The sequence below is a fragment of the Corynebacterium sp. HMSC056F09 genome (assembly GCF_001815785.1).
Lineage (GTDB): Bacteria > Actinomycetota > Actinomycetes > Mycobacteriales > Mycobacteriaceae > Corynebacterium > Corynebacterium hiratae.
The window spans coordinates 36,443-59,885 of sequence record NZ_KV821891.1; the positions used below are offsets into that span (position 1 = coordinate 36,443).

Consider the following 23,443-nt stretch of genomic DNA (forward strand, 5'->3'; position numbering starts at 1 on the left):
GCATGCGTCCTGTGTCAGTACCGTCCCCGGCGACTCTCGGCCTTACCCGGCCAACTGCTGCGGAGGATCTTTCCCGTCTCGAGTGGGATAATCCAGAATCCCTGGAGCTGCTGTGGACACTGGCCGGAACCGGTGATCCCGACATGGCCCTCAACACGTTGATGAGGATCTTCGAGGGAGCGCCCGAGATTGGGCCGGCGATGCGTGAAGACGAAACCCTTCGAGTTCGGCTGCTCGCCCTATTGGGCGGATCCTCGGCGTTCGGTGATCACCTCGCCGCCCACCCGGAGACCTGGCAAGAACTGCAACGCCCGTTGCCTACCCCAACGGAAATGCTGAACACACTATTGGACGAGGTAGGGGCGGAACCGGCGACGTACGCAGAGCAACCAGACCGCCCAGACACGGCGAACCCCGAGCTGACATCGCCCGGCACCTACCGCGCATCCCCTGGTGACCACAAAGCATCTCTCAAGGTGGCATACCGGACGCTGATGATGCGCATCGCGGCCCATGACCTCGCCGGTACCTTCCACTCCCGCAAGGGCCAGTCGCGCCCACAGCCGCGAGTAGGTTTCCGAGAGGTCACCAGGCTGACGACGGCTCTCGCAGATGCCGCCTTGACTGCCGCACTCGCGGGTGCGGTCCGTGTGGTCTATGGTGATGAGCCCCTCGATGCGCAGCTGGCAGTTGTCGCGATGGGCAAGTGTGGCGCGGGGGAGTTGAACTATATCTCCGATGTGGACGTTATCTTCGTGGGCTCGGAGGCGACGCCAAAGGTTACGCGCTTAGCATCGGAGTTCAATCGAATCGGCTCGGCCTGCTTCTTCGAGGTCGACGCCAACCTGCGTCCGGAAGGAAAATCCGGCGCTCTCGTCCGAACTCTGGATTCGCACGTGGCCTACTACAAGCGGTGGGCGGAGACCTGGGAGTTCCAGGCACAACTGAAGGCGCGACCGCAGACCGGCTACCTACCCCTAGGCAAGGATTATGTGAGCCAGATCGGGCCCATGGTGTGGACTGCCTCGCAACGGGAGTCCTTTGTGGAAGACGTACAGGCTATGCGCCGCCGCGTGCTCGAGAACGTCCCGGAAGAGATGCGCCTTCGAGAACTCAAACTGGGGGAGGGCGGTCTGCGCGATGTAGAGTTCGCAGTCCAATTGCTGCAGTTGGTGCACGGTCGCTCGGATGAATCGTTGCGCACGCTCGCGACGGTCGATGCGCTCGCCGCACTCGTGCGCGCCGGGTACGTAGGGCGCGAGGATGGCACCCAGCTCATTGAGGCCTACGAGTTTCTGCGTCTGCTGGAGCACCGCCTCCAATTGGAGCGCTTCCGCCGAACACATACGTTGCCGGCGAAGGATGACAACACGGCGCTCGAGTGGCTGGCCATCAACTCGGGTTTCCACCCGCAGGGCCACCAGTCGGCGGCGGATCGGATGAACATCCATCTTCGGAAGATTCGCCTGCTTATCTCTGAGCTCCACTCGCGCTTGTTCTACCGCCCGCTGCTCAATTCCGTGGCATCGATGTCGGCGGATGAGCTCAAGCTGTCGCGCGAGGCAGCCCTCCTGCAGTTGGCAGCGCTGGGCTATCGCCATCCGGACAGAGCCTTCGAGCATCTCACTTCTTTGGCCGCGGGCCAGTCGCGCAAGGCCCGCATCCAGGCCATCTTGCTGCCCACGTTGATGGAGTGGCTCTCGAACACCGCGGATCCAGACATGGGCTTGTTGAACTACCGCAAGCTTTCGGAAGCAGCCTACGACCGAACCTGGTTCCTGCGCATGCTTCGCGACGAAGGCGTCGTCGGCCAGCGCCTCATGAAAATTCTGGGCACCTCGCCGTTTACGGCGGAGCTCATCATTCGGGCGCCAGACGTCGTCAAGCAGCTCTCCGACGGCGCGGCGGGGCCCAAGCTTCTGGAAACCAAACCCGAGCAAGTGTCCTCTGCTTTGGTCAATTCCACCAAGCGTCATGCGGATCCGGACAAGGCCGTCTCGGTCGCGCGGTCTCTTCGCCGCGCGGAGTTGGCACGAATTGCCGCAGCGGATCTTCTGGGATTCTTGCCGGTTCAGCAAGTCTGTTACGAGCTGTCCACCATCTGGAATGCGGTGTTGGAGGCAGCGCTCCGCGCCGAGGTCAGGGCGTGGCGGCTGGAGAACGACAATGACGAACCACCGGCTCGCATCGCCGTGATCGGCATGGGGCGGCTCGGTGGCATGGAGCTGGGTTTCGGTTCGGATGCCGATGTCATCGTGGTAGCGGAGCCAGTTGCAGGCAACCCCGAAGAGGAGGCGCTGCCCTGGGCCATCGGCATCATTGAGAAGCTGCGCCGCCGCCTGGCAAAACCGTCCGGCGATCCGCCCTTGGACGTTGACCTAGGTTTGCGGCCAGAGGGGCGCTCGGGAGCGGTCGCGCGCTCCATTGAGTCCTATGAGCGCTACTACTCACAGTGGGGCGAGCCGTGGGAGATGCAAGCGCTGCTCCGCGCTGCCTTTGTGGCGGGTGATGAGGACGTTGGCCAGCGTTTCCTCACCATGGTGGATGCTTTCCGTTATCCGCCGAAGGGCGTGAGCGAGAAGACCATTCGTGACATTCGTCGCATGAAGGCACGCGTTGACAATGAGCGCCTGCCGCGCGGCGCGGACCGCAATACCCACACCAAGCTGGGGCGCGGAGGGTTGACGGATATCGAATGGACAGTCCAACTGCTCCAAATGATGCATGCCCACGAGGTACCGGCGCTGCATGAGCCGTCTACGCTGCGCGTCCTCGATGCCCTCGAAGACAATGAAGTCATACCCGTGCACCAAGTACAGGAGCTGCGGGAGGCTTGGCTCTTGGCCACCGATGCCCGAAACGCTTTGGTATTGGTTCGCGGCAAGCGCGTGGACCAGCTGCCGGCACCGGGGCCGCAGCTGGCACAGGTGGCTGGCGCTGCAGGGTGGGATCCCGAACATAACCAGGATTTTCTCGACCATTACCTCAAGATCACCCGCCACGCCCGCAAGGTGGTCGATGAGGTGTTCTGGGGGGAGGCGGAATCCTTCGAGCACGACTAAGAGCTGCTGTCCTACCCCCTTAGCCGGACCCTGAGCCTACCCGGATCTATCCCTGATCTTGGTGCCGTGCCCTGTTCATACCGGTGCTAAGCCGATAGCCTGGGCAGCAGTTACCTTCCCAGCCTTCAAAGGAGCACACTATGAGCCTCAACCTATCCCTCGACCTGAACGATGCCACCCTCGCGGACCTCGAAGCCTTCCTTGCCGCGGCCCGCGCTGCTGGGTGTGATCCCGCAGCCGCGCTGAGCGTGGAGGGGACGGTGATGCACGTGGACGTCGCCAAGCCTCGCGTCCGCCCCGACGTTTCGAAACCTGATACGCCACGTCGCACCAACCTTGACCGCTCCGCAGCGGAGTCCACCATCCGTTCCATCATCGATGCCCTCTCTGAGCGCCTTGATCCACCGCACCCTCCGCACGGGACTTCCTTTGGGACGTTTGGGCCGAGCGTGGATTAATCCGATGAGCTATAGGGAAGCCTAGAATTATGCCCGTGAAGTCCAAGCAGATCATCGCCGTATGGGTCCTCGTGGTGGCGGCCGTCATCACCGTCGTCGGCGCAGGCTGGTGGGTCACGGAGAGGAATCACGTACCGGAGGGAGCACTGACGGTGGAGCAGGTCGTCAATGGTGGCGTGCCGCAGGATCAGTCGGTGAATGCCCACCTCGACCCCACCGAAAATGACCGCATCGTGGCCCTGGCGGAGGCGCTGGGGATCCCGTCGGAATCGGTCCCGCGTGGCCTGCTTTCAGTGGCATCGGATAGGTACAGGTCCCGCCAGGTCCTCGAAGCCGATCTGGACAAGGCCGTTGAGGCGGGCGCCATCACCAAGGAAGAGGCCAAGGGGGCGCTTTCTGCCTTCGACGCTGGCATCGTCGCCCCGGTGGAGGGACCGATCTTCGTGGAGTCGACCCCGGCTGAATAGTCCCAGCTGGCAACGCTGGCACTGAAGTCACAGGGACTGGCAGGAGATGCGCAGTCAATGAGGATTTGCCTTGCAGCCATGGCTCTTAAGCTCACACGCACAGATAACGAAACGATAAAGGTTGGTGCGTTGAGGTGGAGAAACGACGAAAACTACGCGAACTTCTCAGGACCGTAGTGGGAGTGAGTATTGCCATTCTCGTTCCCATCGGCGGTGGGCTAGGCGTCTTCGAAGTGGCCAACGGGGTGCCCCTTGGGGCGTCGTTGAGTGCCCTGTCCCTCCAGTAGCCCAGCCTTGTACTAACTCACCTGGATGATTTTGGCGTGCGGGCCGTCCTCCTCGCCCCGGCTGCGCAGGACGTGCGTGATGAGGACACCTGCTATGCCGATGCACCACACACCGAAGACTGCCCAAGCGGCAAGCTGGAAATCAGAGAACGGATAATCCGGCCCATTGCCCAAGTGGTCCAGTACTACGCCGACCAGCTGGGCGCCGATGACTGTGGCCAGGAAGCCGCCCATGTTGCCCAGGCCCGTTGCTGTGGCGACCACCTTACGGTCGAGGTTTTCGCGGACAATGTCGAATCCATAATTTGCCACCGGTGTGCACAAGGACACCACGCTGATGAGGATGATCAGTGAGAGGTAGCTGCCGCCGAAGAGGAAGAACAGGACCCACACCGTGCAATGCACAGCCACAAATCCTAAGGCGAGCCAGGGGCGGAAACCTCGCGTCCTAGAAGATAGCCTGCCGTGTACAGGGCCCACCAGAACCATGCACACGGTAAACCACGTCAGGGCCCAACCGGCGCTGGTCTTGGAAAATCCCATGCCCGCCGTCATCATGGGCATGCCCCACAGCATGACAAACACGTTGGTGGCGGCAAGACCGACCCAGTGAATGAAGAATGCCTGCCAGGCCACGGGCGAACGGAAAACCTGGGAGAGCAGCGCGCCCATGCTTTCTGGCTGCGCGTTCGGCTTTTCCTTCGGCTTCTTTACGATTCCGAGCGTTTCCGGGGAATCAGCAACTGCCACCGCGGCGGCGACAGCGATGAGAATGCCCACCGCGCCCAAGGTAACGAAGGCCAAGGTCCATCCGCCCCAGCCCAGAAGCATGGCAAAAGGTAGGGCAGAGATAAACTGACCCAGCTGTCCCAGGGAGGAGGTGACCTGCGTGAACATGGGGGTGCGGTGCAGCGGGAACCAGTAGGGAAGGATGCGCATCACCGACAGGAAGGCGGTGGCATCACCCGCGCCGATGAGCAGGCGGGCGGCGATGGCTACCCAATAATTACTCGTGAAACCGAGAAGTACCTGGCCGAGACCCATAATGATGGAGCCAATGACGAGCAAGCGCCGTGGGCCGAACTTATCGATGAGCATGCCCGTCGGGATCTGCGCCAGTGAATAAATGCCCAGTTGTACAGAGGTGAAAACAGCAATGCGCGAGGCATCGACCTCGAAGCGATCAATGGCCTCAAGCCCCGCGACGCCAAAAGATGTGCGGCCGGTAATTGCCACGATGTAGACCAACACCGCAGCTACCCACACGGAGAGAGCCTTAGTGGTAATTACATTGCGAGGATGAGGAACCGACATGGCTGATACTTTACGCGTCACCAACTAAGATGCAGGGGGTGAAGTACATTTCGACCCGCGATACCGACCGCCAGCCCGCCTCCTTTACGGATATCCTCCTCGGAGGTCTGGCCCCTGATGGCGGCCTCTACCTGCCGGAAACTTACCCCCGCATCGATGACGCCACCCTGACTAACTGGCGCCAGACGCTGGCGGAGGGTGGCTACGCGGCCTTGGCCGCGGAAGTGCTCAAGCTTTTTGTGGATGATATTCCCGCAGAAGACCTCGAAGGAATTGCCCAGCGCGCCTACACCTACCCCAAGTTTGACCACGAGGAAATCGTCCCCGTTAGCGAACTGGGGGAGGGCCTCTACATTGGCCACCTCTCTGAGGGGCCAACGGCCGCCTTCAAGGACATGGCCATGCAGATGTTGGGCGAGCTCTTCGAATACGAGTTGGCCCGCCGCGGCGAAACCCTCAACATTCTGGGTGCAACCTCGGGTGACACCGGTTCCTCGGCGGAGTACGCCATGCGCGGGCGCAAGGGCATCCGCGTCTTCATGCTGACCCCGGCTGGGCGCATGACGCCATTCCAGCAGGCCCAGATGTTCGGGCTGGATGACCCGAATATCTGCAATATCGCCCTCGATGGCGTCTTTGATGATTGCCAGGACGTGGTTAAGGCGGTATCGGCCGACGCCAACTTTAAGGCCGAGAACCGCATCGGTGCGGTGAACTCCATTAACTGGGCCCGCCTCATGGCGCAGGTGGTGTACTACATCAACTGCTACCTCAAGGTCACTACGGAAAACACCGAAAAGGTCTCCTTCAGCGTGCCGACCGGCAACTTCGGCGATATCTGCGCCGGCCACATCGCTCGCCAGATGGGGCTGCCCATCGACCGCCTCATTGTGGCAACCAATGAAAACGACGTGCTCGATGAGTTCTTCCGCACCAGCAACTACCGCCCGCGCTCCTCGGAGCAAACCCACAAGACCTCCTCGCCGTCGATGGATATTTCCCGCGCCTCCAACTTCGAGCGCTTCGCCTTCGATCTGCTGGGCCGCGATGCCGCACAGATCAAGGAGCTGTTCGGGACGAAGGTGAAGGAAGGCGGCTTTAACGTCGATAAGCAGGCACTTGACGCCGCCCACGCCGAGTACGGTTTCCTGTCCGGTTCCTCCACCCACGCGGATCGCCTCGCCACCATTAAGGATGTCCACGAGCGCTACGACGTGCTGGTGGATCCGCACACCGCGGACGGCATCAAGGTCGCCCGCGCGGTACAGGAAGAATATGGGGTCGACACCCCCATCATCTGCCTAGAGACCGCCCTGCCGGTGAAGTTTGCGGAGACCATCAAAGAGGCCATCGGCAGCGAGCCGGAGGTGCCGGAGCGTTTCGCCGGCATCCTGGAGGCCGAGCGCTACGTCACGGATCTGCCCAATGATGCAGCGGCGGTGAAGGACTACATCACGCAGTACATCAGCAACACGGAGGTTTAAGACAATGGGACAGGAACAATTCTCGGGCCCGGAGTACTTCACCGAGTTTGATCCGGAGAAGTTCATCCGCGACATGAAGCAGGTCGCTGAGATGGAGAAAGAAAATAAGGAGAATAAGGCGGACTCGGGTGAGGCTGCATCCGCGACGGAAGACTAGCCGGCGCCTCCTTGGGATACTGAGCACAGCGGGGTTGGCGCTGGCCGGGTGCACCGTGCCGATGGGAGCCGGACCCGTACAGAAGGCAGCCTCCAGCTCAGCTGTCTACTCCACCGTGGCGCCAGCTGAGCCGCAGGTGCATTCGCCGGATGCCTCCCCGGTGCCACTGGGCGCGGCGTTGGATATTTCGACCACGCAGCCCGTGCCCGGCGAAGCCTTTGACTTCAACCTGTGCACGGTGGCGTGGAGCTTCGTACTTGACGACGCCCGCACCATCGCCGTCACCGCTTCCCATTGCGGTGAGCCGGGGGATACCGTGTGGGCAGGCGCTGCCGACGGTGAATTTGTCTACCCGGCAGAGCCCGTCGGCACCATTATCTACTCCGATCTCAGCGCGCCGGAAACGCACCAGCTGGATTTCGCTTTGGTGGAAATCACCAGGGAGGCTGAGTTTTATGTCCCGCGGGACATGCCCACTACCGTCGTCGCGGCGGATGAACACATGTTGCCTGACAGCGTCTGCAAGCTGGGCCGCATCACCGGTGAGACCTGCGGCCCGCTGACGCACCGTGAGGGGCAGGGCAAACTCCAGTTTAATGACCGCACGGTGGAGACCGTCGCGGCGCGCGCCCAGGTGTGCTCCACGCACGGCGATTCCGGGGCTCCGGTATATGGTGCGCCGGGCAGCCCTTATGAGGACGTGATTGTGGGGGTGCTGTCGGGCACCACTGATGCGGCAGCCAGCAGTGAGGGGTGCGCGGATGGTTCGGAAGCACAGATGTCGTTTACACCTGCCTCCAAGATCGAGGAACTTCTGCCGGAGATTCTGGCGCAGGTCTAAGGCGCTAAGATGGTGCCCATGCCCACTCCTGATTTTATTGTGTCCCTGCGTGAGAAAATTGGTCACGACCAGCTCTTTTTGCCCAGCGTGACCGCGGTTATTGTGCGGGCGGTTCCTACCGGTTCTGCGATATGGGAGCTGCCTTCAGTGCTGCTTGCCCAGCGTGCCGATAATGGCACGTGGGCTCCCATCTCCGGTATCTGTGAGCCGGGGGAGGAGATTACGACGACCGCGCTGCGCGAGGTCAAGGAGGAAGTGGGCCTCGATGGACGCATCGAAGCACTTCTCGGCGTGGGCCAGGTGGGCCCAGTAGTCTGCCCCAATGGGGATAAGTGTCTTTACATGGATACCTCCATCCGGGTCTCCGTGCCGGACGATGCGGAGCCGGTTATCTCCGACGAAGAGAACCTAGCCGCGCAGTGGTTTTCGGTGGCGCAGATGCCGACGTCTGTCAGCGCCCGCCACCGCATGATCATCGGGGATGCCGTGGCGCAGATGAAGCACCCGCAGGGCTTCCGCCCGCGGATGGGATATGTCAAGCGCACCTCTTAATCTGGTTTTAGTGGTTCAACCATGCCTTTTCTGCTGCCGGCATGGCTGTGGCAAGCGGGGAAAACTGGCCTCCGGCGACATTGGGAGAACGTGTCAATATCATTGGAAATGCATAAAAAACATTGCTATCTGAAACTATCCCGCATAGCTTCAGGGCCATGTTGTCACTCAGATTCAAGAAAGTAACCATCGCCACAACCTTCGCCGCATTCGCTGGCACGGCACTCGGAACCGGGGTTGCCTCCGCAGCAGAGCCTTCTTCTGGAATCTCCTTCGGCTCCAGCTCCGGTGAGCTGGCACAGCTGAGCTCCACACTGTTTGGTAGCTCGAAGCCTGCTCCGGAAAACCCCGAAAACCCAGAAGCGCCGGAAGGTTCTGGCCTGATTGAAAAGGTAGAGGACGTGGAGGGCCTCACGGAGCCACTGTCGGCAGAACAAGCCAAGGAGGTTCTCAACGGCAGCTTCGTTGCGAAGAAGAACGATAAGATCGGGCTTTCCTTCCAACCGGATGGAACCGTAGGAGTTTCTGATGGTTGTAACCTCGGTAACGGTACATACTCTATCGCGGAGGACACCGGCGCCCTAGAGATCAAAGACGTCATAACCACTATGAAGGCTTGCGAGCCGGACGTGATGGTCGATGTTCACGATTTCAACGTCATCGTTCCGAAGAAGCCACAGGTCTATTCCATCGATGACACCACCATCGCACTGGTCAAAGATGGGCAGGCAATTCAGTTCGTCAAGGTCGATACCCCTGAAGAGAAGTAAGTGACCTTTCCTTATCAGTGGTCAACCCCCAGCAGGAGGTTGGCCACTTTCTGTGTTTTAGTCTGCGGCCTGTAAGGGGATGGGGGAGTTGTAGAGTTGCCTCAAAATATCATCGGAAACGCATGAAATGGGTTGATGTTGGAGGCCGCGGCCGATAGCTTCGGGGCCATGATTTCACGCACACTGAAGAAAGTAACCACAGCAACTGCGTTCGTCGCCCTCGCAGGCGGCGTCCTGGGCGCCGGTACTGCCGGTGCGCAAGAGCTGTCCTCCGTCGACTCCCCGCAGTCCAGCCAGATCCAGGAGCTGAGCTCCCGCCTCTTTGGCGGTCCGGGCACCCCGGAGGACTCTGAAGCACCGGAAGGCTCCGGGCTGATTGAGAAGTACGAGGACGTCGACGGTCTGCAAGACAAGCTGCCGGCCGATGAGGCCCAGAAGGTTCTCAACGGTACCTTCACCGCAAAGAAGAACCCAGAGATTTCCGTGACCTTCAATTCCGATGGAACCCTCGCCTACAACGATGGCTGCAACTCCGGTGGCGCTAGCTACAAGCTGGATCAGACCGATGCCATTGTGGTGGAGAACCTGAACTCTACGTTGCGCGCATGCTCCCCGGATGCCATGGCCGACGCCGATGCGCTCAAGGCTATCCTCTCGGCCAAGCCCGTTGTCTTCCCCCTAGAGGGAAACAACTACGCACTGGGTAGCCAGGGCCAGGTCATCCAGTTTGAGAAGGCCGAGAACTAAGGCTTCCTAAGCGTCCAGCATTTCACGTGGCGGGGCTAGTCCGAGATTGGGCTGGCCCCGCTTGTGCGTGCGCGCCGGCCCTCGACGAGCCAGCCAATGAAGCGGCAGGAGCAGGCAGACCAGTGTGCGACAAGCAGAACCGGGATGCTGAGCGCGATGACGTCGAGAAGCTCCGAGCCATTCACCAGCGCTACCTGGTGACCACCCATGCTGACCGTTCCCGGTGGGAATGTGCAGGCCCACCACGCGGGCGAGTAATCCACCCAGCGAGCCACGTTGGGGTAGAAGGTGACCATGGCATAAAGCGCGAGTGGGATGGCAATCACCATGGCGGTGAGCCCGTAGTAGACAGAGAAACTACCGGGGTAGAGGATCTGCATGGCGGTAGTGGATTGGCCCACCACGCCCAGCGGCACCCAGGCCGTCGCGGAGTTGGCGCCGGTGAGATTGACCTTGCCGTGCCAAGCCGCCCAGTACACGCGGATGAAGATGGGGACCGCGGTGGAGATCGACATGACAAAAAGAACCGTGCCCATGACGTGGTAGGCGCGCCCGTAGTCGAGGGCGAGGAAGCCGGCTACGGAGGAGGAGATCATGGGGCCGACCAGCGGCAGGCCCCAGGTAAAGCGCGGCTGACCGTCGAAACGGGTGAGCTGAATAGCCCACGTGATGACGGTGACGGGGCCACCGATCCAGAAGCCGACTAGGCGGAAGGTTCCGATATCCGTCAACCCGGACAGCGCTGCGCCGAGCGCCAGGATGCCGATGAAATACATAGACCACTCGGCCATCGAGGTCCGCGCGAAGCTGGGCTGCCGATACACCGCGAAACCCACCGTCAGTACGAGAAGGATGACGCAGGATAGCGCTGCGAAGATGGCAGAGCCAGTGAGCATGCCTTCCTCAACGAGCAGCCGGGAGACGATGGATGTTCCCATGAGGCTGCCGCCCCACGCGGGGCCGGGCGGTGGTAGTTGGCGGAATCTATCAGTCACAGAGGGGAATAGTAACCATTTACTGCGCACATGTCCCTTGTACTGTGGTTGATCAGCACGTGAGATTGCGCCATTGTGGGCGCGCCAGTAGGGGAGAACACAGTGGGGCTGTTGTATTAGGCGGTGACACGACGACAGGCTCCGACGAATCAAGCGAAACGTCGAAGCCTGTCATACCTGTCAAAGCAGTGCAGCTAGGACAGCTTACCTCTAGCAGTCGTAGTACATCTCAAATTCCTGCGGAGTCGGACGCAGGCGCACCGGCGCAATCTCGTTCTCGCGCTTGTAGTTGATGTAGGTCTCGATGAGGTCTTCGGAGAAGACATCGCCTTCAGTAAGGAAGTCGTTGTCTTCCTCAAGCGCAGCGATGGAGGCCTCCAGGGAGGTCGGTGCCTGCGGAATCGAGGCAGCCTCTGCCGGCGGCAGCTCGTAGAGGTCCTTATCCACCGGGGCGTGCGGCTCAATGCGGTTCTTGATGCCGTCGAGGCCTGCCATCATCATGGCGGCGAAACCGAAGTAGGGGTTGCCGGACGGGTCCGGCGCACGGAACTCGATGCGCTTGGCCTTCGGGTTGGAGCCGGTAATCGGGATACGAATAGCGGCCGAGCGGTTGCGCTGCGAGTACACCAGGTTAATCGGTGCCTCGAAGCCCGGAACCAGGCGGTGGTAGGAGTTCAGGGTTGCGTTCGTGAACGCCAGAATCGCCGGTGCGTGGGCCAGGATGCCACCGATGTAGTAGCGGGCAATGTCAGACAGTCCCGCGTAGCCGGCCTCATCGTGGAAGAGCGGCTTGCCATCCTGCCACAGGGACATGTGGGCGTGCATGCCGGAGCCGTTATCGCCCGCCAGCGGCTTGGGCATGAAGGTCACGGTCTTGCCGAACTGCTCCGCGGTGTTCTTGATGATGTACTTGAAGGTCTGAATATCATCCGCCGCGTGCAGTAGGGAGTTGAAGCGGTAGTTAATCTCGTTCTGGCCGCTGCCCACCTCGTGGTGGAAACGCTCGATGACAAAGCCTGCCTTCTGCAGCTGCTCCACCATGGCGTCGCGAACTTCGCCGTGCTTGTCGACGGGCGCCGTAGGGAAGTAGCCGCCCTTCACGCGAGTCTTAAAACCGGTGTTCGGGGTGCCATCGAAGTTGGTCTCGGAACCGCGGTTCCACCAGCCTTCATCGGTATCAACCTCGTAGAAACCGTGGTTAACGTCGGTGCTGTAGCGCACGGAGTCGAAAATATAGAACTCAGCCTCGGCGCCGAAGTTACAGGTGTCCGCGATGCCGGTGGAGGCGAGGTATTCCTCAGCCTTGCGAGCGATGTTGCGCGGGTCGCGGCTAAAGGGCTCCAACGTAAACGGGTCGTGGACGAAGAACTTGATGTTCAGGGTCTTCGCGGTGCGGAAAGGATCCACGAAGGCGGTCTTCGGATCCGGCAGCAGCGTCATATCGGACTCATCGATGGTGGTAAATCCGCGGATGGAAGAACCATCAAAGGCGAGGCCTTCGGCAGCTGCGTCTTCAGTAAATTCCTCGGCCGGAATAGAGAAGTGGTGCTCAGTGCCGGGGACGTCCGTAAACCGGATGTCAACGAACTTGACGTCCTCTTCCTTGATGAATGCGATGACGTCCTGGATTGTCTCAAAGGACACGGTGGTCTCCTGTTGGTTGACGTGTAGTACTCCCGACTAGTTTACAGGTATTGGCTTTGTCGCTGGGGTGTCTGGGGCACGTGGAGGCAAATTTTCTGCTTAGCAGAGCCGACGGCTAGATTGGTGGGCATGGCTGATAACAATGATGGCTTTGAAAACGGGCAGTGGCCTGGGCAAACAATGGGCTTGCCCAAGGAGGGCTCAGGTTCCCTGGCTTCTGTAATGCGGCGCACTTTTGGCGTTCTCATTGACTGGCTCTTGGCAATGCTAATAGCCAATCTCCTCGAGCTCTTTACGAATTCGCTCGGTGGCCCGGCATTCTTGGGCTATGCGGTGTGGGTAGTCATGGGCATCGTGTGCGGTTGGCTCTTCGCCCGCACCCCGGGCATGGCGCTGCTGGGGATGGGAGTCGCACGTCTTGATGTGCCGGGCTCTTCCGTTGGCTTGTGGCGAGCCGCGGTCCGCACGCTGCTGACTGCAGTGCTTTTCCCCGCGGCGATGGTGGATGCCGACGGCCGCGGCCTCCACGACCGCGCCACCGGCACGGCCGTCATCATGGCTTAAAACTTGTTCTGCGCCAGCCGGTCGTATCCACCACAGATGCCCCACACGTGGTTCCCCTGAAAAGGTTTGTTTGGGGGCAAACAAACCTTCTTCATAACGCTAGATGGTTTACTTGGGGTCAAGTAAACCATCTGAGTAGAACCATCTGACGAAACCTGGTCACGAAGGCTAGGATGGTTCTAAAGCAACGAAGAATCGCAAGGTAAAGAAGGGGTCCCTTCCGGTTATCTCGGAAGGGGCCCCTTCTTGTGTGGAGCGAGGTGGCTTACTTACCGCCCTTGCGCTCCTGCATGCGGCGCATGCGGCGGTTCATGCCCGCCATGTTTTGAGCCTGGCGGGGCATTGGGCCCTTGGGCAGGCCCGGAGTAGTGCCCGGCAGATCATCCATGGCCTCGATGCGGCGAATGTTCTCGTAGGTTTCGTTCTTGTTGTAGTTGCGCGGCAGCTTCATGATGTGGGTGCGCAGCTTGGACACCGGCACTTCGTCCTCACCGCTGCCCACGAAGACCTCGTACACCGGCACACCGCCAGCCAGGCGGTCAACGCGCTTCTTCAAACGGTTGAGGGTAGGGGCGACGCGCTTGCGGTCACCTTCGACGACGAAAATGACGCCGGAGTTACCGATCACGCGGTGAACCAGATCCTGCTGGCGGGTCGCAGCCACGCCAGGCTTGACCTTCCACACCACGCCCACGGTGTTGCGCAGCTGCTGCTCCAAAGCCCAGCCGGCGACACCTGGCTGGTCCTCCACCTTCTTGTACATGTCGCGCTCAAGGCGGCGAGTGAACAGGAACATGGCGAGCATCGCACCAAGGCCCAGGCCGATGATGAGCATGAACCACTGGCCGTTAAAGAGCAGGCCGATAAGGAAGAAGAGCAAGCCCACGCCCAAGAATGCGGCCAGCATGATGGGGATGAGAGCCTTGTCCTGCTTGCGCTGCATGTTGAACGCTTGCCACATTTGTGACCAGTTCTGCTTGCGCTTGGCACGCTTTGCCGCGCGCTCTTGCTTCTTCGCGTCCTTGAGCGACGCCTTATCGTCCTTAGCCATGTCTCCTACTTTAAGGGCAAGAGGAATAAAAAGAGAAACGCGTTAGCGGATGGTAGCGGCAACAGAGTTGGCCTGTGCAGGGGTCTTGGCCATGCGCGTGGTCACCGGAGTTTCCTCGGAGGGGCCATACTTCTCGAGAAGGGTGGAAGCCTCCTGAGCTGTAGCGCCCTGGGAAGTCTCCGCCAGGTGCTTCAGGTTCTCCGGAAGCTCGAGGCCGCGTGCCTCCATGGCCTGCACGTAGAGGCGGCCAGCGCGGTAGGAGGAGCGGACCAGCGGGCCAGACATGACGCCACCAAAGCCGAGCTCCTTGGCCAGCTTGGAGTGCTCCACGAACTCCTCCGGGCGCACCCAGCGCTCGATCGGGTGGAAGCGCGGGCCGGGGCGCAGGTACTGGGTAATCGTGATGATGTCGCAGCCTGCCGAGCGCAGGTCGCGCAGTGCTTCCTCGATCTCCTCTGCGGTTTCGCCCATGCCCAGGATGAGGTTGGACTTGGTAATCAGGCCAAAGTCGTGGGCCTGGCGGATGACGTCGAGGGAACGCTCATAGCGGAAGGCCGGGCGGATGCGCTTGAAGATGCGCGGCACCGTCTCTAGGTTGTGAGCGAAGACCTCCGGGCGGGCCTCAAAAACCTCCTGGAGCAGGTCCGGCTTGCCGGAGAAGTCCGGGGTGAGGTTCTCCACGCCGGTGTTCGGGTTGAGTTCATGAATCTTGCGGACGACCTCAGCGTAGAGCCAGGCACCCTCATCCGGCAGATCATCGCGGGTAACACCCGTAATGGTGGTGTAGTTGAGATCCATTTCCTGGATATTCTCTGCCACACGGCGCGGTTCGTCGCGGTCCAGCTCCGCTGGCTTGCCGGTAGCGATATCGCAGAAATCACAGCGGCGAGTGCACTTGTCGCCGCCGATGAGGAACGTAGCCTCACGCGATTCCCAGCACTCGTGAATATTGGGGCAGCCAGCCTCCTGGCACACGGTGTGCAGGGAAGCACCAGTCACGCGAGATTTCATGTCCTCATACCCAGGGCCGGTGCGAACCTGGTTGCGGATCCAGCGCGGCTTCTGTTCGATGGGAGACTCTGCATTCTTCTTCTCAATGCGGAGCATCTTGCGTCCTTCAGGCTTAACAGTCACGGAACCTCACTTTAGGTGTTGAACTAGCTCTTTCTATTACAAGCCCTGCGGGTGGCTGCTTTATTCCACCGAGGGTAGCCGCTATTTTTCTTGCGCGGCTTTGCGGGCTTGGCGGGCCTTCTCGTTGGCCACTTTGATGGGATCTGGGGCCGAGGCAAAGGTGTGGTCGGCCACCGTCAGTTCGCCGGAGAGGGCTTTGCGGAGGGCGTCGAGAAGCGGGGCTTCTGCCTCCTCCATGGTCACCTCACGGCCGAGCTCAAGCGACAGCGTCGACACATCCGCATCATCGATGCCGCAGGCCACGATGTGCTCGTAGTACTCCAAGGTGTTGGTGCAGTTGAGCGCTAGGCCGTGCATGGTCACGCCGCGGGTCACGCGAATGCCCAACGCACCTAGCTTGCGGTCGCGCTTCGGGGCGGCTGGGTCGGCAGCCCGGGTGCTGGAAGGAACCCACACACCCGAGCGGCCATCGATGCGCCCAGCGGTGCTCACACCGAGTTCGCGGACGGCTTGGATGATGGCCTCCTCAAGGCGGCGGACGTAGTCGACAACGTCAACCGGCTCGGCCAGTTTGATAATGGGGTAGACCACCAACTGGCCCTCGCCGTGCCAGGTGATGCGCCCGCCCCGGTCAACATCGATGACCGGCAGGCCATTATCAGGCATATCCTCCGGCTGCGTGCGCTTGCCGGCGGTGTAGACGTTGGGGTGCTCCACCACGAGGATGACATCACCCTGCGTACCCGCCGCCCGCGCCGCCGCGAGCTCAGCCTGCAGATCCCAGGCCTCTTGGTAGCCCATGCGGCCCAAGCGGCGGATCTCCAGTGGTTCGCCGGACGCGCGGATGGAGCGATCAGCGGGAAAGAAAGGTTCGCGGGGAGCAGTCATGAAACCAATCCTAAACCCCGCGAAGATTCAGCCAGAAAGGGGCTGAGTGTGCGCTGCTCAAGCGTTGTTTTAATCGACGCCGTTGGCGGAAGCGTACTCGTCGGCGGTCATCAGCTCGCCGACCTCGGTGACCTCGACCTCGAAGAGCCAGCCCTCACCGAAGGGGTCGTTGTTGATGACTGCGTAGTCATCGTGCACGCCCTCGTTGACGGCGGTCACGGTGCCGGTGACCGGGGAGTAGAGGTCAGACACGGACTTGGTGGACTCGACCTCGCCGCAGGTCTCGCCGTGCTCGACGGTATCGCCCACGGCCGGAAGCTCAGCGAAGACGACCTCACCCAGGCGGTCAGCGGCCACGGAGGTGATGCCGATACGGACGGTAGAACCAACGACGGAATCAGCGGTGGCGTTGATCCACTCGTGGTCCTCGGAGTAGGAGAAATCGGAAGGAAGGTTAGCCATGAGAAGGGGTGTCCTTTCGGTAGTTGACTTCAGTAGTGGAGTTTACTTATCGCGCTTGTAGAAGGGCAGCGCGGAGACTTCGAAGGGGTAGCGCTTGCCGCGGATATCCACCTCGACGGCCGCACCCGGCTCGAGTTCAGCGGCGGTATCGATGAGCGCGAGTGCTACCGGGTGCCCCAGGGTGGGGGAGGGCTGACCAGATGTCACCGTGCCCACCTTGTTCTCACCCACATACACCTCGGAGCCGGCACGGGCGGCGCGGCGCTGGGAGGAGACAAGTCCGGTGATAACGGCCTGCGGGCCAGCCTCGGCGCGTTGGCGCAGTACCTCTGCGCCCACGAAGTCCTGCTCCTTCTTGGCAAAGGCGCGGGACATCCCGGCTTCCACCGGGGTGATATCGCGGGTGAGCTCGTTGCCGTAGAGCGGCATGCCAGCCTCCAAGCGCAGGGAGTCGCGCGCTGCCAAGCCGCAGGGCTTGATGCCGTATTCCTCGCCGGCCTTGAGCAGCTCTTCCCACAGCTCCGGGGCGTCGGAGTTGTAGACGATGAGCTCGAAACCGTCCTCGCCGGTGTAGCCGGTACGGCAAATGAACGCGTACTTGCGGGCCACCTTGCCGGTCATCGCGGCGTAGTAAGGCAGGTCCATCACGGCCTGCTGCTTGGTGTCCTCCACCAGCGGGGCGAGGATTTCGAGGGCCTTTGGGCCCTGGACGGCGATCATCGCCACATCGCGGGACTCGTTCTTCAGGTCCACATCGAAGCCCTCGGCGCGCTCGTTGAGCGCTTCCCACACGGTGTCGGCGTTGCCAGCATTGGGCACGACGAGGAACTTGGTCTCCTCCAAGCGGTAGGTGATGAGGTCATCGATGATGCCGCCATCCTCCGCGCAGATCATGGAGTACTTCGCCTTGCCCTCCTTAAGCGTGGTGAGGTTGGAGATGAAGCAATAGGAGAGGAACTCGGCGGCGTCCGGGCCGTTGACCCAGATTTCACCCATGTGGGAGAGGTCGAAGAGGCCTGCGGCATTACGTACCGCGCGGTGCTCCTCCAGCTCGTTGTCATACTTCAGCGGCATCTCCCACGGCCCGAAGGGCGTGAAGGTAGCGCCGAGGTTCTCGTGCTCAGCATGCAGCGGGGAGTGCAGGTAGTCAGTCATTGATTAAACCTCCTGGTTGTCGTCGGAGTAGTCAAAAGCCTCTGGCGGCGGGCAGGTGCACACCAGGTTGCGGTCACCGTAGGCCTCATCGATGCGGCGTACCGGTGGGAAGTACTTGCCGCGGCGCAGGGAGGCCACCGGGTAGGCGGCCTGTTGGCGGCTAAAGGCAAAGTTCCACTCGTCGGCGGCGACGGATTCGGCGTTGAACGGTGCGTGGTGGATGACGGAGTCCTCGTAGGCCACCTTGCCGTCGATGATCTCCTGGATCTCGGCGCGGATGGAGCGCATGGCTTCGATGAAGCGGTCCAGCTCACCCAGGTCCTCGGACTCGGTGGGCTCCACCATGAGGGTGCCGGCCACCGGGAAGGACAGGGTCGGCGCGTGGAAGCCGTAGTCCACGAGGCGCTTGGCTACATCGGCGGCGGTGACGCCGGAGGCGTCGGTCAGCTCGCGCAGGTCAAAGATGCATTCGTGGGCAACCAGGCCGGCATTACCCGTGTAGAGCACCGGGAAGGAATCCTTCAGGCGCTGCGCCAGGTAGTTCGCGCCGAGGATGGCGTGGCTCGTGGCTTCCGTAAGTCCTTGCGCGCCCACCATAGCCAGGTAGGACCAAGAAATCGGCAGCACGCCGGCGGAACCGTAGCGCGATGCGGTGGACGGCACGCCGGTGCCTTCTGCGGCCGGCTGCGCGGGGTCCAGCTGGGGGTCGTTGGCATCCGTTGGCAGGAAGGGCACCAAGTGCTTGGCGACGCCCACCGGGCCCACACCCGGGCCACCTCCGCCGTGCGGGATGGTGAAGGTCTTGTGCAGGTTCAGGTGAGACACATCGCCACCAAAAGCACCCGGGCGGGCCCAACCGGCGAGCGCGTTCATATTGGCACCGTCGATGTAGACCTGGCCGCCGGCCGCGTGGACCTTGTCGCAGACCTCGCGCACCTCCGGGTCGAAGACGCCGTGGGTGGAGGGGTAGGTAATCATGATGCCGGCGATGTGCTCGCCATGCTGCTCAATCTTGGCGTCGAGGTCGGCGACGTCGATGGAGCCATCGTCCGCGGTCTTGACCACGACGACGCGCAGGTTGGCCAGGGTCGCCGACGCGGCGTTGGTGCCGTGCGCGGATGCCGGAATGAGGATGACATCGCGGCCGTGGTCGCCGTTGGCCACGTGGTAGCGGCGGATGGCCAGCAGGCCGGCCAGCTCACCCTGGGAACCGGCGTTGGGCTGGATCGAAACCTGGGCGTAGCCGGTGATATCGGCGAGCCAGGACTCGAGCTCGTCGATCAGCGCGCGCCAACCTGCGGTGGTCTCCTCCGGGGCATACGGGTGGATGCCCGCGAACTCCGGCCAGGAGATGGGCTCCATGGCAGAGGTGGGGTTGAGCTTCATCGTGCACGAGCCCAGCGGGATCATGGTGCGGTCGAGTGCTAAGTCCTTATCCGCCAGGGTGCGCAGGTAGCGCAGCATCTGGGTCTCGGAGTGGAGGGAGTTGAAGATCTCGTGCTGCAGCGGCTCCTCGGAACGCTGGACGGAGGACGGAATCTCGAAGGAGCCAGACGCGGCTGGCTCGGAGTTAGTGGAGGCCTCGGCGCCGAAGGCAGCGGCAAGGGTGTTGACGTCCTCGTTGGTAGCGGACTCGCCGAAGGAGACCGAGACCTTGTCGGAGCCGATGGCGCGCACCAGGTAGCCCTGCTCCTGCAGCTGGGCCTTTATGGCGGCGGCATCCACGCCGGTGACGGTCACGGTGTCAAAGAAGTCGCGGGAGACAATCTCCTTGCCCGCGCCGGTGACTGCTGCAGCAAAAGCAGAAGCGCGGTTATGCACGCGCTGCGCAATCTCCTTCAGCCCCTTCGGGCCGTGGTAGACCGCGTACATCGAGGCCACGTTGGCCAGGAGAGCCTGGGCGGTACAGATATTGGAGGTGGCGCGCTCGCGGCGGATGTGCTGCTCGCGGGTTTGCAGCGCCAGACGATAAGCGGGGCGGCCGGCGGCGTCCTTGGACACGCCCACGATGCGGCCCGGAAGCTGGCGCTTGAGCTTATCCGTGACGGACATGAAGGCCGCGTGCGGGCCGCCGAAGAAGAGCGGGACGCCGAAGCGCTGCGAGGAGCCAAGGACGATGTCTGCGCCCATCGAACCAGGTGCCTCCAGAAGGAGCAGCGACAGCGGGTCGGCCACGACGGCGGCCAGGGCGCCGCGGGTGTGCAGCTCCTCGATGGCGGCGCGCGGGTCGACGATATCGCCCCCGGTTCCGGTGTAGGCCAGAACTGCACCGACGAGGTCTTCGCCGACGATGCCATCGCGGACATCAGCGATCTCGACCTCGAGCTCGATGGCGCGGGCGCGCTCGGCGGCCACGGTCAGGACCTGCGGGTGCAGGCGAGAGTCCAACAGCACGCGGCGGCCCTTCTTCACCGCGCGGGCCATCAGGCCGACGGCTTCGGCGGTGGCAGAGGCTTCGTCGAGAAGCGAGGCGTTCGCGATGGGAAGGCCGGTCAGGGACTCGATCATGGTCTGGAAGTTCAGCAGTGCCTCGAGGCGGCCCTGCGAGATCTCCGGCTGGTAGGGCGTGTAGGCGGTGTACCATCCGGCATCCTCCAGCAGCCCGCGGCGAATGACTGCCGGGGTGAGGGTATCGGAGTAACCCTGGCCATAGAAGGACTTCAGCACGACGTTCTGGGAGGCGTACTCGCGCAGCTTCGCCTGCGCATCATCTTCGCTCAAAGCCTCCGGGAGGTTGAGCGCCTCGGTGGCGCGGATGGAGGCTGGCAAGGCAGCATCGACAAGCGCATCGACGCTGTCGTAGCCCAGGGCCTTGAGCATCGTTTCACGCTCGGCTGCATCCGGGCCGAGATGACGAGAGATGAAATCCATATGGTGAATCTCCTTCGTGGCGTTAGTTTGTGTGACCTAAACTGCTCCAAGTATAAGGCGTATGCCATGACATTAACCCCGGTTACCCCTGATTCGGAGATGTAGCGTCACGGCAGTCAGCGCCGCGACAGCGAACCCGATGATGAAGGCGGTGGAATACCCCGTGACAGGGCCCAAAAGCGAGAGGATGAACGGGGCAAAGAAGCCGAGATAGGTCAGCGAATAAAACACCCCCGTTGCCGCGCCGAGTTCCGCCGGGTGAGCGATGGCTTGCGTTTCTGCGAGCCCGCTGAGCATGCCTATTCCATAGGAACTTCCCATGATGATGGCCGCGAGGGGGAGGAGGAATACCGCCCAGCCGTGGTGTGCCGCCGCGACGACGATGAGACACAGGAGCATGCCTATCGCGGCCAGCACCATGCCATGGAACGCGGTCACGCGGATGCGGCCCGCTAGCTGCTGGATTACCACGCCGCTGCCCATGGTGAGTAGCGCACAGAGCCCAGCAATGAGAATGGGGTGGCGTAGGTGCTCACTGAGCTGCGAGGGGAGGAAGACGAAGGCAGTGGTGGCGGAGCCGAAGACCCACGGCGCGTAGGCAACGACCGGTAGGTAGCGGGGGGTAATCAGGCTGGTGGGGATTAAGGAACGGCGCCGTGGCTGTGAATGAGGCTGTGGCTGTTCGGTGTGCTTTTCGGGCACCGTCCACACGAGCGGAACCACGATGAGTGCTAGGCCGATATGCAATAGATAAGGCAGGACGGTGGGCCAGGGGAGGAACTCTGCGGCGATACCGGCTACGCCAGGTGCCGACGCGAAGCCAGCCGAAAGAGCAATGGAAGAACGCTTGGCGCCCACGCTGAGGTGGGTGCTGAGTTCCTTAATCCAGGCAGCGCCGGAAGACATGGCCAGTCCCACTGCCGCCCCGGCACACAGGCGTCCGATCAGCAAGGGGAGGAAGGCACCGCCTGCGCCGCCGAGGAAGACCAGCGAGCCGGCAGTGGTGGTGAGGACGGCTGGGCGCATGATAGCGCGGCGTCCCAGCGAATCCGAGAGAGGACCGCCAATGAAAAGTGCCACCATGATGCCGAGGGCGTAAATGCCAAAGAGGAAGGTCGTCTGCAGAACCCCCAGGTTGGTGGTGAGCTGGTAGACCACGACCATGGGGGCGAAAAGATTAGCGCCGCACGCGACGAGGAACATGCCGAGAGCGACGCGGAACCACTTCTGAGAAACCATGCTGCACAGTCTAGTGTGCTGAGTCACAGAGGTTAGGTCTTGGTGGCAAGACGGTTAAAGAAAACGCGCCTATCTGCCAAACTTAGCGCCGATCTCTGAAAACCGGGCAATAGTTTTGGCAGATAGGGCAGTTGCGGCGCCACTGAGCGATGTCACCGAGCTGTGTTTGCGGGGGTGGAGGAAAGCCGGGTGGAAAACGACGAAGCTCCCCCGCCGCAGTGGCAGGGGAGCAGTCTCTTAAGACTTGGAGTCTTGTTAAGCCTTAGAGGTCAAGGTCGGCTTCGAAATCTGCAGTTTCGAGGCGGTCCTTGATGGTCGTGATGAAGCGGCCAGCGTCGGCACCATCGACCACCTGGTGGTCGTAGGTGAACGGCAGGTAGCACATCTGGCGGATGGCGATGGCGTCCTGACCGTCCTCGGTCACGACGACCGCGCGCTTGGTAATAGCGGCGGTGCCCAGGATGCCAGCCTGCGGCGGAACCAGAATCGGGGTATCCAGCAGGGCGCCCTCGGAGCCGATGTTGGTCACGGTGAAGGTTGCACCGGTCAGATCGTTTGGCTTGAGCTTGTTGTTGCGGGCCTTATCAGCCAGCTCGGCGATCTTCTGGGCAATCTCCGGCAGCGTTAGCTCCTGGGCCTTGTGGATGACCGGGGTCAGCAGGCCGCGCGGAGTATCCACGGCGATGGCCACGTTGACGTCAGCGTGGTAGGTCATCTCCTTGGTCTCCGGGTTGTAGGACGCGTTGACGTTCGGGTGGGAGACCAGTGCCTCAACGGTGGCCTTCACGATGAACGGCAGGAAGGAGAGGTTGGCCTCGTACTTGTCGATGAACGCCTGCTTGGACTGCTTGCGCATATCCCAGATGGCGGTCATATCGACTTCCTGGACGTGGGTCAGCTGAGCGGAAATCTGGAGGGCCTCAACCATCTTGGTCGCCGTGATCTCGCGGATACGGTTGACCTTCTGGGTGGTGCCGATGAGCTCCTGCTTCTCCGGATCTACAGACTTGGTGGACCAGCGAGCGCGCGGGTTGCTGGAGGAGGCGCTAGCGGAGGAAGCCGGTGCCTCACCTTCGCCGGCGGCGGCCAGGACGTCCTGCTTGCGGATGCGGCCACCGACGCCAGTGCCGGAGACGGTGGAGAGGTCTACGCCGTGCTTCTCAGCCAGCTTGCGCACCAGCGGGGTGACATACGGGACGTTATCGCCGTTGTTGACCTTCGTGGAGGTCTCAGAAGTCTTCGGCTCGGAGGACTGGGAAGCAGCAGGCTTCTCCTCTGCCTTCGGCTCTTCCTTCTTCTCT

At 61.8% G+C, this 23,443-nt stretch carries 21 protein-coding genes; 10 read left to right on the forward strand and 11 right to left on the reverse strand.

Going from position 1 to position 23,443, the window contains the following annotated elements; all coding sequences use genetic code 11:
• Nucleotides 1–2 precede the first annotated feature (2 nt).
• The 3 genes from HMPREF3056_RS01305 (at nt 3) to HMPREF3056_RS01315 (ending at nt 3,987) form a co-directional block, all read left to right on the forward strand.
• Complete coding sequence (locus HMPREF3056_RS01305) at nt 3–3,062, forward strand: bifunctional [glutamine synthetase] adenylyltransferase/[glutamine synthetase]-adenylyl-L-tyrosine phosphorylase (RefSeq protein WP_070753967.1); 3,060 nt, start codon at nt 3–5, stop codon at nt 3,060–3,062.
• Between the two features lie 140 nt (nt 3,063–3,202).
• A complete protein-coding gene (locus tag HMPREF3056_RS01310; protein WP_049154535.1) occupies nt 3,203–3,520 on the forward strand; it encodes a hypothetical protein in 318 nt (105 codons plus the stop codon).
• A gap of 29 nt (nt 3,521–3,549) precedes the next feature.
• Nucleotides 3,550–3,987 (forward strand): hypothetical protein, encoded by a 438-nt coding sequence (locus HMPREF3056_RS01315; protein ID WP_070517377.1) that lies wholly within the window; start codon nt 3,550–3,552, stop codon nt 3,985–3,987.
• A gap of 299 nt (nt 3,988–4,286) precedes the next feature.
• Here HMPREF3056_RS01315 and HMPREF3056_RS01320 read toward each other — a convergent pair whose 3' ends face one another.
• Complete coding sequence (locus HMPREF3056_RS01320; RefSeq protein ID WP_070753968.1) at nt 4,287–5,588, reverse strand: MFS transporter; 1,302 nt, start codon at nt 5,586–5,588, stop codon at nt 4,287–4,289.
• Between the two features lie 38 nt (nt 5,589–5,626).
• Here HMPREF3056_RS01320 and thrC point away from each other — a divergent pair, with 38 nt between their 5' ends.
• From thrC to HMPREF3056_RS01345, 6 genes are all read left to right on the forward strand, one after another.
• Nucleotides 5,627–7,072 (forward strand): threonine synthase, encoded by a 1,446-nt coding sequence (gene thrC, locus HMPREF3056_RS01325; protein WP_070753969.1) that lies wholly within the window; start codon nt 5,627–5,629, stop codon nt 7,070–7,072.
• A 4-nt stretch (nt 7,073–7,076) separates the two neighbouring features.
• The gene (locus HMPREF3056_RS13430; protein ID WP_168162647.1) at nt 7,077–7,229 is read left to right on the forward strand and encodes a hypothetical protein; all 153 of its coding nucleotides are present in this window, start codon (nt 7,077–7,079) and stop codon (nt 7,227–7,229) included.
• A 61-nt stretch (nt 7,230–7,290) separates the two neighbouring features.
• Nucleotides 7,291–8,070 (forward strand): S1 family peptidase, encoded by a 780-nt coding sequence (locus HMPREF3056_RS01330; RefSeq protein WP_246822453.1) that lies wholly within the window; start codon nt 7,291–7,293, stop codon nt 8,068–8,070.
• An 18-nt stretch (nt 8,071–8,088) separates the two neighbouring features.
• Nucleotides 8,089–8,622 carry an NUDIX hydrolase gene (locus tag HMPREF3056_RS01335; RefSeq protein ID WP_070753976.1) on the forward strand — a complete coding sequence of 178 codons (534 nt, stop codon included), beginning with the start codon at nt 8,089–8,091 and terminating at the stop codon, nt 8,620–8,622.
• Nucleotides 8,623–8,780: 158 nt separating this feature from the next.
• On the forward strand, nt 8,781–9,392 hold the full coding sequence (locus tag HMPREF3056_RS01340; protein WP_049154543.1) for an META domain-containing protein: 612 nt from the start codon (nt 8,781–8,783) through the stop codon (nt 9,390–9,392).
• A 168-nt stretch (nt 9,393–9,560) separates the two neighbouring features.
• On the forward strand, nt 9,561–10,139 hold the full coding sequence (locus HMPREF3056_RS01345; RefSeq protein WP_230308874.1) for an META domain-containing protein: 579 nt from the start codon (nt 9,561–9,563) through the stop codon (nt 10,137–10,139).
• A 35-nt stretch (nt 10,140–10,174) separates the two neighbouring features.
• On the opposite strand, the gene HMPREF3056_RS01350 is transcribed toward HMPREF3056_RS01345, so the two are convergent.
• Nucleotides 10,175–11,134: a TDT family transporter gene (locus HMPREF3056_RS01350; RefSeq protein WP_198531103.1), complete on the reverse strand. Its 960-nt coding sequence runs from the start codon at nt 11,132–11,134 to the stop codon at nt 10,175–10,177.
• A 210-nt stretch (nt 11,135–11,344) separates the two neighbouring features.
• Nucleotides 11,345–12,778, reverse strand: coding sequence for a type I glutamate--ammonia ligase (gene glnA, locus HMPREF3056_RS01355; protein ID WP_070753970.1), 1,434 nt, complete (start codon nt 12,776–12,778; stop codon nt 11,345–11,347).
• Between the two features lie 129 nt (nt 12,779–12,907).
• Between glnA and HMPREF3056_RS01360 the strand changes: the two genes are divergently transcribed.
• Complete coding sequence (locus tag HMPREF3056_RS01360; RefSeq protein WP_046647925.1) at nt 12,908–13,342, forward strand: RDD family protein; 435 nt, start codon at nt 12,908–12,910, stop codon at nt 13,340–13,342.
• Between the two features lie 265 nt (nt 13,343–13,607).
• On the opposite strand, the gene HMPREF3056_RS01365 is transcribed toward HMPREF3056_RS01360, so the two are convergent.
• The 8 genes from HMPREF3056_RS01365 to sucB all read right to left on the reverse strand — a co-directional run.
• Nucleotides 13,608–14,393, reverse strand: a complete 786-nt coding sequence (locus HMPREF3056_RS01365; RefSeq protein WP_046647926.1) for a DUF4191 domain-containing protein — start codon at nt 14,391–14,393, stop codon at nt 13,608–13,610.
• A gap of 42 nt (nt 14,394–14,435) precedes the next feature.
• A complete protein-coding gene (gene lipA, locus HMPREF3056_RS01370) occupies nt 14,436–15,500 on the reverse strand; it encodes a lipoyl synthase (RefSeq protein ID WP_070510675.1) in 1,065 nt (354 codons plus the stop codon).
• A gap of 108 nt (nt 15,501–15,608) precedes the next feature.
• The gene (lipB, locus tag HMPREF3056_RS01375) at nt 15,609–16,415 is read right to left on the reverse strand and encodes a lipoyl(octanoyl) transferase LipB (protein WP_070679862.1); all 807 of its coding nucleotides are present in this window, start codon (nt 16,413–16,415) and stop codon (nt 15,609–15,611) included.
• 69 nt (nt 16,416–16,484) lie between these two features.
• Nucleotides 16,485–16,877 (reverse strand): glycine cleavage system protein GcvH, encoded by a 393-nt coding sequence (gcvH, locus tag HMPREF3056_RS01380; protein WP_070679859.1) that lies wholly within the window; start codon nt 16,875–16,877, stop codon nt 16,485–16,487.
• A gap of 42 nt (nt 16,878–16,919) precedes the next feature.
• A complete protein-coding gene (gene gcvT / locus HMPREF3056_RS01385; protein WP_070753971.1) occupies nt 16,920–18,032 on the reverse strand; it encodes a glycine cleavage system aminomethyltransferase GcvT in 1,113 nt (370 codons plus the stop codon).
• A 3-nt stretch (nt 18,033–18,035) separates the two neighbouring features.
• The gene (gene gcvP / locus HMPREF3056_RS01390) at nt 18,036–20,903 is read right to left on the reverse strand and encodes an aminomethyl-transferring glycine dehydrogenase (protein WP_070753972.1); all 2,868 of its coding nucleotides are present in this window, start codon (nt 20,901–20,903) and stop codon (nt 18,036–18,038) included.
• 72 nt (nt 20,904–20,975) lie between these two features.
• The gene (locus HMPREF3056_RS01395; RefSeq protein WP_070753973.1) at nt 20,976–22,142 is read right to left on the reverse strand and encodes an MFS transporter; all 1,167 of its coding nucleotides are present in this window, start codon (nt 22,140–22,142) and stop codon (nt 20,976–20,978) included.
• Between the two features lie 262 nt (nt 22,143–22,404).
• Nucleotides 22,405–23,443 (reverse strand): 2-oxoglutarate dehydrogenase, E2 component, dihydrolipoamide succinyltransferase (gene sucB, locus HMPREF3056_RS01400; protein WP_070753974.1); only part of this gene is annotated, 1,039 nt, incomplete at its 5' end.

Excerpts from the sequence above, each read along its gene's own strand:
- HMPREF3056_RS01305 (WP_070753967.1), top strand. The coding sequence starts at position 3 with ATGCGTCCTGTGTCAGTACCGTCCCCGGCGACTCTCGGCCTTACCCGG.
- HMPREF3056_RS01310 (WP_049154535.1), top strand. The coding sequence starts at position 3,203 with ATGAGCCTCAACCTATCCCTCGACCTGAACGATGCCACCCTCGCGGAC.
- HMPREF3056_RS01315 (WP_070517377.1), top strand. The coding sequence starts at position 3,550 with ATGCCCGTGAAGTCCAAGCAGATCATCGCCGTATGGGTCCTCGTGGTG.
- HMPREF3056_RS01320 (WP_070753968.1), bottom strand. The coding sequence starts at position 5,588 with ATGTCGGTTCCTCATCCTCGCAATGTAATTACCACTAAGGCTCTCTCC.
- HMPREF3056_RS13430 (WP_168162647.1), top strand. The coding sequence starts at position 7,077 with ATGGGACAGGAACAATTCTCGGGCCCGGAGTACTTCACCGAGTTTGAT.
- HMPREF3056_RS01330 (WP_246822453.1), top strand. The coding sequence starts at position 7,291 with ATGGGAGCCGGACCCGTACAGAAGGCAGCCTCCAGCTCAGCTGTCTAC.
- HMPREF3056_RS01335 (WP_070753976.1), top strand. The coding sequence starts at position 8,089 with ATGCCCACTCCTGATTTTATTGTGTCCCTGCGTGAGAAAATTGGTCAC.
- HMPREF3056_RS01340 (WP_049154543.1), top strand. The coding sequence starts at position 8,781 with ATGTTGTCACTCAGATTCAAGAAAGTAACCATCGCCACAACCTTCGCC.
- HMPREF3056_RS01345 (WP_230308874.1), top strand. The coding sequence starts at position 9,561 with ATGATTTCACGCACACTGAAGAAAGTAACCACAGCAACTGCGTTCGTC.
- HMPREF3056_RS01360 (WP_046647925.1), top strand. The coding sequence starts at position 12,908 with ATGGCTGATAACAATGATGGCTTTGAAAACGGGCAGTGGCCTGGGCAA.
- HMPREF3056_RS01365 (WP_046647926.1), bottom strand. The coding sequence starts at position 14,393 with ATGGCTAAGGACGATAAGGCGTCGCTCAAGGACGCGAAGAAGCAAGAG.
- lipA (WP_070510675.1), bottom strand. The coding sequence starts at position 15,500 with ATGCTCCGCATTGAGAAGAAGAATGCAGAGTCTCCCATCGAACAGAAG.
- lipB (WP_070679862.1), bottom strand. The coding sequence starts at position 16,415 with ATGACTGCTCCCCGCGAACCTTTCTTTCCCGCTGATCGCTCCATCCGC.
- gcvH (WP_070679859.1), bottom strand. The coding sequence starts at position 16,877 with ATGGCTAACCTTCCTTCCGATTTCTCCTACTCCGAGGACCACGAGTGG.
- gcvT (WP_070753971.1), bottom strand. The coding sequence starts at position 18,032 with ATGACTGACTACCTGCACTCCCCGCTGCATGCTGAGCACGAGAACCTC.
- gcvP (WP_070753972.1), bottom strand. The coding sequence starts at position 20,903 with ATGGATTTCATCTCTCGTCATCTCGGCCCGGATGCAGCCGAGCGTGAA.
- HMPREF3056_RS01395 (WP_070753973.1), bottom strand. The coding sequence starts at position 22,142 with ATGGTTTCTCAGAAGTGGTTCCGCGTCGCTCTCGGCATGTTCCTCGTC.